This window comes from Hymenobacter lapidiphilus (genome assembly GCF_003417065.2).
In the GTDB taxonomy this organism is placed as follows: domain Bacteria; phylum Bacteroidota; class Bacteroidia; order Cytophagales; family Hymenobacteraceae; genus Hymenobacter.
Window position 1 is genome coordinate 163,699 of record NZ_QVLT01000003.1, and the last position, 13,116, is coordinate 176,814.

Annotated in this window: 15 protein-coding genes; 7 read left to right on the forward strand and 8 right to left on the reverse strand. The window is 61.0% G+C overall.

Annotation, left to right across the window (positions count from 1 at the left end):
- Positions 1 to 212 precede the first annotated feature (212 nt).
- The 5 genes from D0N36_RS02940 to D0N36_RS02960 form a co-directional block, all read right to left on the reverse strand.
- The gene (locus D0N36_RS02940) at positions 213 to 728 is read right to left on the reverse strand and encodes an FKBP-type peptidyl-prolyl cis-trans isomerase (protein WP_116939543.1); all 516 of its coding nucleotides are present in this window, start codon (positions 726 to 728) and stop codon (positions 213 to 215) included.
- A gap of 175 nt (positions 729 to 903) precedes the next feature.
- Complete coding sequence (locus D0N36_RS02945) at positions 904 to 2,889, reverse strand: AAA domain-containing protein (protein ID WP_116939544.1); 1,986 nt, start codon at positions 2,887 to 2,889, stop codon at positions 904 to 906.
- Between the two features lie 99 nt (positions 2,890 to 2,988).
- Positions 2,989 to 3,540, reverse strand: coding sequence for a hypothetical protein (locus D0N36_RS02950; protein ID WP_147320721.1), 552 nt, complete (start codon positions 3,538 to 3,540; stop codon positions 2,989 to 2,991).
- Positions 3,541 to 3,628: 88 nt separating this feature from the next.
- A complete protein-coding gene (locus D0N36_RS02955) occupies positions 3,629 to 3,919 on the reverse strand; it encodes a NifU family protein (RefSeq protein ID WP_116939546.1) in 291 nt (96 codons plus the stop codon).
- A gap of 266 nt (positions 3,920 to 4,185) precedes the next feature.
- Positions 4,186 to 6,480: an efflux RND transporter permease subunit gene (locus D0N36_RS02960; RefSeq protein ID WP_116939547.1), complete on the reverse strand. Its 2,295-nt coding sequence runs from the start codon at positions 6,478 to 6,480 to the stop codon at positions 4,186 to 4,188.
- A gap of 204 nt (positions 6,481 to 6,684) precedes the next feature.
- Between D0N36_RS02960 and D0N36_RS02965 the strand changes: the two genes are divergently transcribed.
- The 7 genes from D0N36_RS02965 to D0N36_RS02995 all read left to right on the forward strand — a co-directional run bounded on the left by D0N36_RS02965 (position 6,685) and on the right by D0N36_RS02995 (position 10,553).
- Positions 6,685 to 6,930, forward strand: a complete 246-nt coding sequence (locus D0N36_RS02965) for a hypothetical protein (RefSeq protein ID WP_116939548.1) — start codon at positions 6,685 to 6,687, stop codon at positions 6,928 to 6,930.
- Between the two features lie 123 nt (positions 6,931 to 7,053).
- Positions 7,054 to 7,497, forward strand: a complete 444-nt coding sequence (locus tag D0N36_RS02970; protein ID WP_116939549.1) for a DUF4265 domain-containing protein — start codon at positions 7,054 to 7,056, stop codon at positions 7,495 to 7,497.
- Between the two features lie 39 nt (positions 7,498 to 7,536).
- A complete protein-coding gene (locus tag D0N36_RS02975) occupies positions 7,537 to 7,767 on the forward strand; it encodes an SRPBCC family protein (protein ID WP_190242490.1) in 231 nt (76 codons plus the stop codon).
- A gap of 45 nt (positions 7,768 to 7,812) precedes the next feature.
- Positions 7,813 to 8,106, forward strand: a complete 294-nt coding sequence (locus D0N36_RS02980; protein WP_116939550.1) for a TIGR03643 family protein — start codon at positions 7,813 to 7,815, stop codon at positions 8,104 to 8,106.
- Between the two features lie 26 nt (positions 8,107 to 8,132).
- Positions 8,133 to 9,308, forward strand: coding sequence for an FAD-binding domain-containing protein (locus tag D0N36_RS02985; RefSeq protein ID WP_116939551.1), 1,176 nt, complete (start codon positions 8,133 to 8,135; stop codon positions 9,306 to 9,308).
- Between the two features lie 160 nt (positions 9,309 to 9,468).
- Positions 9,469 to 10,263 (forward strand): thymidylate synthase, encoded by a 795-nt coding sequence (locus D0N36_RS02990; RefSeq protein WP_116939552.1) that lies wholly within the window; start codon positions 9,469 to 9,471, stop codon positions 10,261 to 10,263.
- A gap of 65 nt (positions 10,264 to 10,328) precedes the next feature.
- The gene (locus D0N36_RS02995; protein WP_116939553.1) at positions 10,329 to 10,553 is read left to right on the forward strand and encodes a hypothetical protein; all 225 of its coding nucleotides are present in this window, start codon (positions 10,329 to 10,331) and stop codon (positions 10,551 to 10,553) included.
- 113 nt (positions 10,554 to 10,666) lie between these two features.
- Here the strand turns inward: D0N36_RS02995 and D0N36_RS03000 are convergent, their stop codons facing one another.
- Genes D0N36_RS03000 through D0N36_RS03010 form a run of 3 tightly spaced genes read right to left on the reverse strand, consistent with a single transcriptional unit; the run spans position 10,667 to position 13,068 of the window.
- Positions 10,667 to 11,494 (reverse strand): aminotransferase class IV, encoded by an 828-nt coding sequence (locus D0N36_RS03000; RefSeq protein WP_116939554.1) that lies wholly within the window; start codon positions 11,492 to 11,494, stop codon positions 10,667 to 10,669.
- A 54-nt stretch (positions 11,495 to 11,548) separates the two neighbouring features.
- The gene (dprA, locus tag D0N36_RS03005) at positions 11,549 to 12,688 is read right to left on the reverse strand and encodes a DNA-processing protein DprA (protein WP_116939555.1); all 1,140 of its coding nucleotides are present in this window, start codon (positions 12,686 to 12,688) and stop codon (positions 11,549 to 11,551) included.
- A 20-nt stretch (positions 12,689 to 12,708) separates the two neighbouring features.
- Positions 12,709 to 13,068, reverse strand: a complete 360-nt coding sequence (locus D0N36_RS03010; protein ID WP_116939556.1) for a MerR family transcriptional regulator — start codon at positions 13,066 to 13,068, stop codon at positions 12,709 to 12,711.
- Positions 13,069 to 13,116 lie beyond the last annotated feature (48 nt).

Below are 13,116 nucleotides of genomic sequence, written 5' to 3' on the forward strand. Positions count from 1 at the left end.
GTCAATTCAGACGCAAGTGCTTCTAAACAAAGCGTCGGACCACCACCACTGGCTTACTAAATGACGACTTTGTGCGGCCTTGCCTGCTACGAGCCGCAGCCCGGCCCGCTTGTTACGGCCCGCACAGCGTTGGCGGCGAGTAACAAGCCAAAACTGCCCACAAAAAAAGCGGAGCCATCCGGCCCCGCTTTTCGTTTTTCACTGACAACTAATTAATGCTGGTGGCCGCCTTCGCCGTGCACGTGGCCGTGGTCCATTTCCTCAGCGGTGGCTTCGCGTACTTCGGCTACGTTGCCGTCGAAGTGCATAACCATACCGGCCAGCGGGTGGTTAAAGTCCATCTTTACGGCGTCGTCGCTGATTTCGACCACTTTGCCCTGCATGTGGTGGCCCTGGTTATCGGCCATGGGCAGGAAGTTGCCCACTACCAGCATCTCCTCGTCGGTCTGGCCGTCGATTTCGAACACGCTGCGCGGGATTTCGACTACGGCCTGCTCGTCGTACTCGCCATAAGCCTGCTCGGGGGTGAGGCTGAAGCTGAACGGGTCGCCGGTGTTTTTGTCGGCCAGCTGACGCTCGAACTCCTCGGGCAGGCCGCTCTGGCCGAACAGAAACACCATGGGCGCATCAGTGTCGGCCGACTCTACGAGCACTTTCTCCTGGTTTTCGTCGGTTACGCTCAGGTCGTAGGTGATGGTAACGACTTTGTTGGCACTGATCTGCGTCATGGCGGGGTGGAATTAATAGGCAAAAAGACTACTGCTAGTTACGGAAATGTTGGCGAAGGGGTCGGGAAAATACTTGGCAAAACCGGTGAAATTGTCAACTTATATGTCGTTTTCATTGACTGGTTTTGCTTCTATTGACCATAACAGCAGACAGTTAATCCGGCAACTGTCGCGTTTAGCTCTCCAGCTCCCAGGCGGTGCGGTAGGCGCCGATGCTTTCGGTGTAGTCGATGAAGGCTTTGAAGAAGGGATGGGCACTCAGGGTGGATGAGTCGCCGATGAGCAGCAGCTTTTTGCGGGCCCGGGTCATGCCCACATTCATGCGGCGGATGTCGCTCAGGAAGCCGATTTCGCCCTGGGGGTTGCTGCGGGTGAGGCTGATGGCGATGATGTCGCGCTCCTGGCCCTGGAACGAATCAACGGTGCCCACGCTCAGCATCCGGTGTTCCATGAGGCCCACCAGCTCGTCGTTTTCCTCGATAGCATCCTTGAGGTAGTTGATCTGGGCGCGGTAGGGGGCAATAACGCCGATGGTGAGCAGGTCAGTTTCGTGGTCGGCGGGGTCGTAGGGCTCCAGCAGCTGGGCCAGCCGCTTTAGCAGCAGGTCGGCCTCCTCGGGGTTGGCCGTCGAGCGGCTTTCCTCAATCGTGAGCTCCTGGAAGCCAAAGCCGGCCGTATCGAGGAACTCCACGGCCAGGTCGGGGGCAAAGCGCGGGTCGTAGGCTGCCAGGTCGGCTTGGGCCACGCTGGGGGCGGCTTTCAGGCGGCCTTCGTAGAACTGCTCCGAGCTGAAAGCCATAATCAGCTCGTGCATGCGGTACTGGGTTTCCAGCATCCGGGCCACGCCGGGCTGGCGCTTGATGCACTTCTCGAACAGCGTTTCGCGCAGGCCTTCGCGGGCCGCTTTTTCGCTTTTCACGGTGGGCGGCAGCTGCTGGTGGTCGCCGGCCAGCACCACCCGGCCCGCCTTGGCAATCGGAATCCAAGAGCCTGGCTCCAAGGCCTGGGCAGCCTCGTCGATGAATACGGTTTCGTAGGTGAGGTGGCGAATGGCGCGGTTGCCGGCCCCCACCAGCGTGCAGGTAATCACCTGCACCTGCTCGAGCAAATCCTCGGTAATGTAGCGCTCCAACTGGTCCGATTCCTGAAGCAGCTCGTGGGCCTGCTGCTTGAGCAGGCGGCGCTGCTCACGCTCCTCGTGGCCAAAGTGTTTTTTGAACTTGCCGGCTGCTTCGCGGTACTGCTCAGCTGTCTGGCGCAGGCTCCGCAGTTCGGCGTAGCTCTTATGATTCATTATCTGGGCATCGAGCGTGTGCTGTAGCAACAGGTCAGATACCCGCGAGGGGTTGCCCATACGAATGACGTTCACGCCGCGCTCGGCCAGCTTTTCGGTCAGCAAATCGACGGCCGTGTTGCTCGGCGCGCACACCAGCACCCGCCGCTCGCGCCGGATGGTTTCGATAATGGCCTGCACCAGCGTGGTGGTTTTGCCGGTGCCGGGCGGGCCGTGGATAATGGCGACATCCTGGGCCGCCAGCACGTGGCGCACGGCGGCCAGCTGCGAGTCGTTGAGGGGCGAAGGGTAGTAGAGCGTGGCTTCACTCTCGGGCCGGAAGCGGGCCGGTTTGGCCCCCAGCAGCACATCACGCAGCTCGGCCAGGCGCGAATCGTAGGCCCCCATCACCTTGCCCAGGGCGTAGTCCATCTCACGGTAGCTCACCTCGTCGAAGGTCAAATCCACGCCCAGCTTGCCCTCGTCGGTCCAGTCGGGCAGGTCTTCCTTGGTGGTGCTGAGGCGGATTTTATTGCGCTTGACGCTGGTAATTACGCCGCTGAGCGTGGGCCGGTCGGAGCCCGAGCGGCCGGGAATATTGGCGAACAGCGCCGCATTCTTGCCCACCTGAAACAGGTGCAGCCCGCCCTGGCCACCCTGGCGCTCCAGCTCCAGCACCAGCTTGCCGCCGAAGCCAATATCTTCCTGGATTATCTTGACCGGGTACCAAGTGAGGCCCCGGCGCTGGCGCTCGGCAATGCTGGCCTGGGCGCTTTTGACCTTGAATTGCTCGTAGTCCTCCTGCTGCTCCAGCTTGAGAAGGGCCTGCACCTTGCGCAGCTCTTTTTCGAGGGCGTAGGGTTCGGTATAAGTAGGTTGTTCCGCCAACAGATTCTATAGTTTGGGATTCTTTAGCCTAACAACGAAACCGGGCAAATGGTGGCCGCAAGGTCGGGAGGAAATCGGGAAGGCGTAGGTGCGAGCCGGTCAGTTATAGCTGATAAGTTGAGAGTAGCACCGCTGAATTCTACCATCGGCACCAAATAAAAATAGGTAGAGCAGCGACTGGTCAAAAGTGGAAAATACGTTACGCAAGCCCGGTCCGCCCTCTTGGTTATCACTTACTTCGGCCAACAGCATGTTATTATCCAGCCGCGAGAATACGATGACCGTGCCGCCTTTCGTAAGGCCAGGATTAGTGGTTAGCCGGGCCGTTAGCGCTGAAAAATAGGGTGTGTGGGAAGTCGTTATTTCTAACTGAGACAAAGAGTCTATTAACCGTTTTTCCTTTTGATAGCCTGTATAACCCCATAATACTCCGAGGTCTTGACTGAACCACGTCAAATTCTTATGAACGATACTATCGAATACAGCTACGTCTTTAAGTCTATACCCCATCCGGCGAAGTTTACGGTCCCGCTTGATATGGTTGAAGGCCGCTTCGTAGGCTTTTTCGGGAGCCGGAAGCGACTGGCCGCTAGTGATACAGGGCAGCATTGCCAGAATGCAAAGTAGGAGTAGCCGCATATCAAAGGTCAAAAATCACGATAGTAAAACCCACCGCGCCCCGCTGCCACCGATGAAACGGCAGGAGCGGGGCGCGGTGTAAAAGGGTTCAATAACAGCTCTACCGTACCTGGCCGGCGGGCTGCTCGCTCATGGGCGTCAGGTTGATGGCTTCCACGGACCGGATTTCGGGCACGGCTTTCTTTACCGATTCCTCCACGCCGGCCTTCAGCGTCATGGCCGACATGGGGCAGGTGCCGCAGGCACCAAGCAGCTCTAGGCGCAGCACCATGTCGTCGGTGATTTCCAGGACTCGCACGTTGCCACCGTCGGCGGCCAGGTAGGGCCGGATGCCGTCGAGGGCCTGCTCGATACGGGGCAGTAGCGGGTGATTGTCGACGGATACTTCCATGAATCGCTGTTTTAGGTGATGCTAAAGCAAAGATAAGCTTTCTGCCGGGGTACAGGTGTCAACCAGCGAAGCAGGCGGGAAGTTCGGGGCCGGTGGTGGGTGGATGAACGTCATTCAGAGCGCAGCGAAGAATCTCGCGCGCTGATGTTGGATGACTGGCGCAATGCCAGCACGCGAGATTCTTCGCTGCGCTCTGAATGACGTTCTTTCCTAATCCCTAATCCCTAATCCCTAATCCCTAATCCCTAATCCCTAATCCCTAATCCCTACGGAACCACCACGGCCTCGCGGATGGCTTTGGGCTCGTGCTTGTACAGCCACAGAATCAGAATCGGCAGCAGCGTCAGCTCGGCTACCACGCCGAAAATCAGCGTCAGGCCAATCAGCAGGCCCACGTAGAAGGTGCCGTCGAAGGAGGAAAAAATCAGCGTAGAGAAGCCGCCCACCAGAATCAGCGAGGTGACGATAACGGCTTTTCCAGCCATCAGGTAGGTTTTGCGCACGGCCCGGAACAGGTTGTCTTCCTTGAGCAGAATCAGCTTGAGCTTGCTCATGAAGTGGATGGTGTCGTCGACGGCAATGCCGAAGGCGATGGTGAAGATGATGCTCGTGCTCACCTTCATGCTCACCCCGGCCAGGCCCATTACGCCGGCCACAATCAGAATCGGGAACAGGTTGGGAATGAGCACGACCAGCGTCATGCGCAGGCTCCGGAACAGGGCCAGGATGATGATGGTCACCATCACAATGTCGAGCGTCATGCCGATAATCATGTCGCGGCTCAGGTTCTCGTTGTTCTTGTCGATGAGGTTGGCCGAGCCGGTGAGCCGGGTCTGGACCACCGTCGAGTCGACGGACGTGCGCAGAAACTGCTGCAGGCCGTTGTTGAGCGCGTGTACCTTGATGCTGCCCACATCGGCCATGCGGCCGGTGAGGCGGCCAGCGGAGGCGTCGGGCAGGGCCAGGGCCCGAAACTCGGGCTTCTGCCGGAACAGCTTCACCTTGCGCAGCAGCCGCGCCAACTCGTCCTCGTCGGCGGGTAAGCGGTATTCTTCTACCATGCCGCCGTTCAGGGCCTTGCGCACCGATTTGATGATGGTTACAGGCGAGGCCACGAAGTTGAGGCCGTAACTCTGCTGCAGGTGGTTCTCAATCTGCTCGGTTTCGCGTAGCACTTCCAAATCGAATACCGTGCGGTTGGGGCCGGGGTCGAGGGCCATTTCGAAGGGCCGGACGCCGGCAAAGTTGTCCTCGAAAAACCGGAAATCCAGTTTCACCGGGTCGTTTTTGGAGAGGTCGTCGAGCAGCGCCGAGTTGATGCGGATGGTAGAGGCCGAGGACACCGACAGCACCAGCACCACGGCGCTGATGCCCACCACCCAGTGCCGCCGGGCCAGCACCTGCCGGAACAGGCGGCCCAGCACGCCGTCCCAGCTGTGGCCTTGGGCGCGCGGCACCCGCAGCTGGGGCTTTTTGAGCAGCACCAGCAAGGCCGGCAGCAGCGTAAAGCTCAGCACAAACGTGAGCAGCACGGCAATGCCCGTGAACAGGCCGAAGTTGTAGATGGGCCGGATGGAGCTGGTCATCAGCGAGAAGAAGCCGATGCTGGTAGTCAGGGCCGACAGTCCCGAGCCGAAGGCCGATTCGCGCATGGCCACCAGCAGCGCCTTCTTCTTCTCGGCCCCATAGCCCAGCTCCGTGACGTAGCGGGTTATCAGGTGAATGGTGTCGGACATACCCACCACGAACAGCATCACCGGCAGTAGGGCCGTCATCAAATCGATGCTCACCCCGAAGGCCGACATCACGGCCAAGCCCCACAGAATGGAGCCCAGCACCACCACCAGCGGCAGCACCACGCCCCACCAAGTCCGGAACGTGAGCCACAGCAACCCCGTCACGAGCACCACCGACAGGCTCATGAACAGCACCAGCTCGTTCTGCAGCCGGTCCACGAACACCGACTGGGCCACCTGCTTGCCGGCCAGGTGGTACTGGTCTTCGGCAAAGCCCTGGCGGACCAGCTCGCGGCGCAGGGCGCTCAGCAGCGAGTCGCCGGGCGGTTTGCTCAGGTTGGGCGAAGTCTGGAACAGAATGGTGGCGGCGCGGGCATCCCGCGAAATCAGGTTGCCCACCAGCCCCGGCGTGCGGTATATCAGCGCCGAATCGAGCGCCCGGCGGCCGGGCTCGTTGGGGTGCAGGTAGGGTAAGTTGAACACACCCGGCCCCTCCACCACCGGGTTGCTGATGTTGGTGGGCGACGACACCCGCAGCACGTGGGGCCGCCCGCCCAGAAACCGGGTCAGCGAATCGAGCCGCACCAGAAAGGCGGGCTCGAACACGGTCTGGCCCGCGGGGGCTTCGAGGCCCAGCAGCACGTAGTCGTTGTCGTTGCCGAAGCGGGCGGCATACTCCTCGTAGTAGTCGAGGTCGGGGTCGCCAGCAGGGTAGAAGTCGTTGAAATTGTAGTTGAACCGCAGCTGGGCCACGAAGAACACGGCCAGCGCCGTGAGCAGCCCGAGGGCCCATAAAGTCAGGTGCGCGTAGCGGCGAAGGGGCATAGGGGGCGCAAACCGGCGGATGGCGCAGCGAAGCGGCGGCTTCGCGCAGGGTGAAAAAAGCGGGCGGCGTACCACCCGTCGGGCCGGCCGAAAACCGGGTCGGCCCCCGGCTGGAGTTCCGGCGGGTATTGCGTACTTTAGGGGCAGCCGAAACCCAACCGCCGTTTTCGGGCATTTGTTTCCTTCACCACCACATTCGTCGTCATGAAAAACGCTCTGCTCGTCCTCGCCCTGTTCGCTTTCACCGCTTCAGCCGCCACCGCCTCGGAAGGCGACAAAGGTAAAAAGGCCAAAAAAGCCACCGCCACCACCGAAACCAAAGCCCACTGCGACATGGCTGCTGGCAGCATGAGCCCGGCCAGCACCCCCTCGTGCTGCATGAAGAAGGATGCCAAGACCAGCACCGCCGCCGCTATGCCAGCCGCTAAGCCGGTGGTGAAGTCGTTGTAGAAGAACCATTTTTTAAGTAAAATCTAACACCCTACGCTGCCTAATTGCGTGGGGTGTTTGGTTTAATATCGAGGTAGTATTCGGTTTTCAAAATATTTGCAAGTCATTCTAACGTAAATATCAATGGCTGAAAGCGTAAAGGTTTCATTTCACTTTTTTAACGAGGTTTTGGATGAGGATTACGTGGAAAGCCTGTGGGCTACTGTTGTGGATGAGAAAAAGGGTTGGTACAGGCTCAGTAATGTGCCATTCTTTGTAACTGGCTATGCTTTCGATGACATAGTTTATGCCGTAGAAGAGAATGACAGCCTAGTTGTACAAGCGCTAGTTGAAGAATCAGGTAACAGCACCATTCAATTGATTTTCTTTGAGGGTGCCGATAAAAATAATATCCAACAGAAGTTAGAAGCATTGGGGTGTGGGTGGGAAGGCAGCCACCTGCCCAACTATATTTCTATAGATGTACCAGTGGAAGTAAGCTACGCCTCGGTCCATCATTATTTGGAAACGGTTGCTGGAAACGGGGATGCTGACTATAGGGAAGCGTGCTTAGCGCACACGTTGTAATCGACTGATAAGGGGAATGAGTCTAACAAAAATACTATAATGCCCATCCTCGAAGTCCTCACTCACATTAATGCCCTACCAGAACGTTGCTTCCAACTGACGCTCAACGTGGGCCTGCCCATCACCTTCACCCGCCAGACCGGCGAAACTATCGTGGCTGGCGTCCGGAGCGGCGAATTGAAACTCGGCGACTCAGTCACGTTTCGGGCCCGGCACTTCGGCATCTGGCAGACTCATCAGAAGCAGGCCGCTGCCCGAAACATCTCCTAATGCGCAACGGTTTTGGCCTTGACTTACTACAAGCCGCCATTTTCCATGTCCGAAAAACCCACTCAGCCTACCTTATCTGCCGCCGATATCGACCGGGTTATCGAAATGGGCTGGGAAGACCGCACACCTTTTGAGGCTATTGAGGCGCAGTTTGGCCTGGCCGAGAAAGACGTAATTGCCCTCATGCGCCGCGAAATGAAGGCGTCCTCGTTCCGGATGTGGCGGGCGCGGATGAGCGGCCGGGCCACCAAGCACCGCGCCCTGCGCTCCGACGAGGTGGACGGCTTCAAAAGCGACCAGCAGCGCAGCATCACGCATAACAAAATCAGCAAGCGGTAGCGCGGCTGCCGCGCCCGCTATCCGCTATGAGTACGCACCAGTCCAAGCCGCACGCCGGCCAGGCCCGGCCCGAGGCCGCTGCCATCCCCGAAATTAGCTTTCCGACCCGCTACGAGGATATTCTGGCCCGCGTGGCGGCCATCGACCCGGGCCGTTATGGCCGGTCGCGTAATTTCCTCAATGGGGCCATTACCTACCTCTCGCCCTACCTGAGCCGGGGCGTCATCAGCACCCGGCAGGTGTACGAGGCCCTGCTGGCCCGGGGCTTCGCCTTCGACGACATGCAGAAGCTGGCCAGTGAGTTGGGCTGGCGCGACTTTTTTCAGCGGGTGTGGGAGGCGAAAGGGGAGGACCTGTTCACGGATTTGCGCCAGCCCCAGCCCGGCGTGGCGCACCGGCAGCTGCCGGCGGCCCTACCCGCGGCCAGCACCGGCATTGCGGCCGTGGATGCGCATATCGGCCAGCTCTACGCTACCGGCTACCTGCACAACCACCTGCGCATGTACGTGGCCAGTCTGGCCTGTAACATCGGGCGGGCGCACTGGTCGGCCCCGGCCGCCTGGCTCTACTACCATTTGCTCGACGGCGACCTGGCCAGCAACACCTGCAGCTGGCAGTGGGTGGCGGGCTCGTTTTCCAGCAAGCAGTACTACTGCAACCAGGAAAACATCAACCACTACACTGGCAGCCGGCAGCGCCATACCTACCTCGACGTGGCCTACAGCGAGCTGCCCGACTTGCCCGTGCCGGCTCCGCTCCGGGCCACCAGCGCGCCCGATTTTACTACGCCGCTGCCCGTTACGCCCGCCCCGCTTATCGACCCGGCACTGCCGCTGCTGCTCTACAACAGCTACCACCTCGACCCGCAGTGGCGCGCCGACGAGCCGGCCAACCGGGTGCTGCTGCTGGAGCCCTCGCACTTCCGGCGCTTCCCGGTGAGCGGAACCGTGCTGGCCTTCATCCAGCAACTGGCCCTCGATAATATTGCCGGCGTGCAGGTATTCGTGGGCGAAGCCGCCGAGCTGCCGCATCTGGCGCGGGTGCCCGCCATTTATACCCGCCGGCATCCCTCGTCGGGCCACTACCCCGGCACCCACGACGCCCGCGCCTGGCTGGTGACGGAAGTGGCCGGCTACTTCCCTGGCTTCTTCAACTATTGGAAAAAGTGCGAAAAGGTGCTGCGCCGGCAGGAAGTTGGGTAGCCAGCATAACCCTTGGTAGGTTATTTAGGGATATGAAGGAACCGTTTCGGACAAGTAGCAAATTGCCTACTTTTGGCCTCCTGTTTCAACGTCTGGCGCTTTCTGGCAGTCTGCCAAGCCGCGTCGAAGCCAGCCCGGTTTACGCTTCTGCTACTTCGCTATGCTCCAGTATCACACCCTGCTTCGGCACATCCTCGACCACGGCACGCGCAAAACCGACCGCACTGGCACTGGCACGCTGTCGGTGTTTGGCTACCAGATGCGGTTTGATTTGCAGGCTGGTTTCCCGCTGGTAACCACCAAAAAAGTCCACCTCAAAAGCATCATCCACGAGCTGCTGTGGTTTCTGCGCGGCGACACCAGCAACCAGTCGCTCGAAGAGGTGGGCGTCAGCATTTGGCGCGAGTGGGCCGACGAGCACGGCGAGCTGGGCCCCATCTACGGGCAGCAGTGGCGCAGCTGGCAGGCCCCCGACGGCCAGAGCATCGACCAGATTGCCCAGATGGTGCACCTGCTACGCACCCAGCCCGATTCGCGCCGCATGGTGGTAAGTGCCTGGAACGTGGCCGACTTGCCGCAAATGCGCCTCACGCCCTGTCACGCCCTGTTTCAGTTCTACGTGGCCGACGGCCGCCTCTCGTGCCAGCTCTACCAACGCTCGGCCGATGTGTTTCTGGGCGTGCCGTTCAACATTGCTTCCTACGCCTTGCTCACGCTGATGATGGCCCAGGTAACGGGCCTGCAGCCCGGCGAATTCATCTGGACCGGCGGCGACACCCACCTCTACAGCAACCACCTCGAACAGGCCGCTCTGCAGCTCACCCGCGAACCTCGCCCGCTGCCCACCATGCGCCTCAACCCGGCCGTAACCGATGTTTTCGACTTCCGCTACGAAGACTTCACGCTGGAAAACTACGACCCCTGGCCCGCCATCAAGGCCCCGGTAGCGGTATAGCCCAACGCCACAGGGTCCGATTCTAGTAACCCAATCCGAACCACCACCGGTTTCGTAAATGGGCGATGTTGAATTTTTCGTCTGCTCCCGACCCGAATTCTGCCGATGACGATGGGCTGCCAGGGCTCTCGTGTAAGCACCGGGCTTGGGTCGCCCTGTATTCGCTGGAAAATCCCGCCTTCGACCGCCGCCAAATCCTGTGCGAGAACGATGTAACCGAGGCCGACCTGGTGCGCCATATGGAAAGCTGGATGCAACTCCAGCTCCAGCATCGCCAGAAACAGCGTTAGAAGAGAGTAAGAAATATCATGCTGAGCCTGTCGAAGCATCCCTATTGCTTCGTAGAACAATTGCAGAGGAGCGGTAGAGATGCTTCGACAGGCTCAGCATGACTTTGCTACAGTTACCCATCGGCGGCCAGCAGCCGTTGCAGCAGCGGATGCTGTGCCGAGCCGAATGCCTGATCCTCAACCGCCTGCACGGCCCGCAGGCCCGCCACGCTGGCCGTAAACACGGCTTCGGCGGATAGGAGGTCTTTCGGCTTATACAGCCCCTCGTGCCAGGCCACGCCCAACTTCGCCGCCGCGCCGCGCAAATGCGCCAGCCGCACGCTGCTCACGCCGCCCGCCGCTTCGGCCGGCACATACACGGCCCCGTCGCGCACCCAGCCCACGGCCGCCGCGCCCGCCTCGGCCACGTGCCCCGCGGCCGAGAGCAGCAGTAGCTCATCGAGCCCGCGCTGCTCCCGCTCGCGGGCGGCCAGCACATAAAGCAGGGCATTGGGGCCTTTGCAGAACGATACCGGGCTGAGCTGGGTGCGCACTGTGGTGCCGAAGCCGGCCCGCGCCACCGGCGCAGTACGGGCCCCAAACGGCCGGGCCGTGGCCAGCCACTCGGCCGGCGCAGCTGGTTCGGGAGGCGCATACAGGCCGCTGCCCGGCCGCCAGAGCTGCAGCCGGAGCCGCTGCGGCTGGCTTGGCTGCGGCTGAACGGCCACGAGCCTAGCCAGCGTGGCCGTCAGGGCCGCGGGCGTGGCCAGGGCCGAGGGCAGCGGCAGGGTCAGCGCGGCGGCGGCCCGCTGCATCCGGGCTAAGTGCTGCGGGCCGTAACGCAGGCCGCCTTCCGCCCACACCAGCGTCTCAAAGAACCCGTCGTTGAACTGCAGCCCCCGGTTGGGCAGCGGCAGCGCAAACGTGGATTCGGGGTGTAGCTGGCCGTTGTAAAGCAGCATGGGTTAGTTGATGGCTGTCAAGAAGAACGTCATTCTGAGCGAAGTCCCAACCGCTTAAACCAGTGCGAACCGCTTACCGGGTAGGGCCTTTATTACGCCCCCGAACTCCAGGCTCAGCAGCAGCCCGGCTACCAGATGCACTGGCAGCTGGGCTTTCCAGGCCAGCGTATCGAGGTGTTCTTCGCGGTTGGGGGTGGCCTGCAGCACGGTCAGCAGGCCGAATTCGTCGGCCGTGAAATCGAGCGGGTCGAAGTTCTTGGGCGTTTTGGGGCGGCCGTGCAGGTGCAGGGCCAGGTCCCAGTTGAGCAGCTGCTCGATGTCGCGGGGCTCGGAGTAGAGGGCGGCTTTATTGCTCTTGATGAGGTCGTGGCAGCCTTCGGAGGCCGCCGAGCCCAGCGGGCCGGGCACGGCCAGCACGTCGCGGTCGTAGCCCTGGGCTAGGTCGGCCGTTATCAGCGCCCCGCCTTTGCGGGCGGCTTCCACCACTACGGTGCCATCCGAAAGGCCCGCAATGATGCGGTTGCGGGACGGAAAGTTGTATTTATCGGGCGGGGTACCGAAGGGGAATTCGGTGAGCAGGCCGCCCTGGGTGAGCATTTTCTCGGCCGTTTTGCGGTGCACGGCCGGATACATTACGTCGAGGCCAGTGGCCATCACGCCCACCGTCTCCAGTCCTTCCTGCAGCGCGGCGCGGTGGGCCGCAATATCGATGCCGTAGGCCAGGCCGCTGACGATGAGCGGGCGGTGGGCGGCAATTCCTTTAATGAGCCGCTCGGTTTGCTCGCGGCCGTAGTCGGTGGCTTGGCGGGTGCCTACCAAGGCCAGCGTTTTAGGGTGGTTGAGGTCGGCCGTGCCCTGGTAGTAGAGCAGCGCCGGGGCATCGGGCACCAGCTTGAGCCGCGCCGGAAACGCCTTGTTAGTGTAGAAAAGCAGTTGCACGCCCTCTTTTTCGGCCCGGCGCAATGCCGCTTCGGCCTGCTGCAGCGCCTCCGTGCGCGACTTTCCCGTGAGGATGCCTGCCGTGGCCGGCCCCACGCCCGGAATCCGTAGCAGCTTACCCGCCGGCAGGTGCAGCGCGTTGCGGGCCGAGCCGGCGTAGCTCATCAGCTGCCGCGTCAGCTGCGGCCCCACGTTCGGGAACAGCGTCAGGGCAACTTCGTGGAGGAGGGTGTCGTCGGGAGCGGAGTCAGACATGGCTAGTTGATAGAGAAATATTAGCCCTGCGCCTTGCCCAGCGCGTCCAGGTCCTTTTTCATGGTCACCATAAACTTGCGGACTTTTTCTAGGCTCTGAATCACGTCGATTTTCTCCTTGAGTTGGGGTCCTTTCTGCTTGAGCAGGTCGCGGGCGCCGGGTATGGTGTAGCCGCGCTCCTTCACTAAGTGGTAGATGGTGCGGAAAATATCGATGTCCTGGGGCGTGTAGAGGCGGTTTCCCTTCTTGCTCTTGCGCGGGCGCAGCTCGTCGAACTCGGTTTCCCAGAACCGAATCAGCGAAGGGGCGACGTTGAACTGCTGGGCTACTTCGCCGATGGTGAAGTACTGCTTCTCGATTTCGCGGTCTTGGTAGGTCATGGGGAGGGGTAGGGGTAGGGCCGGGCAGCGGCTTGGCGGGGCCAGGCG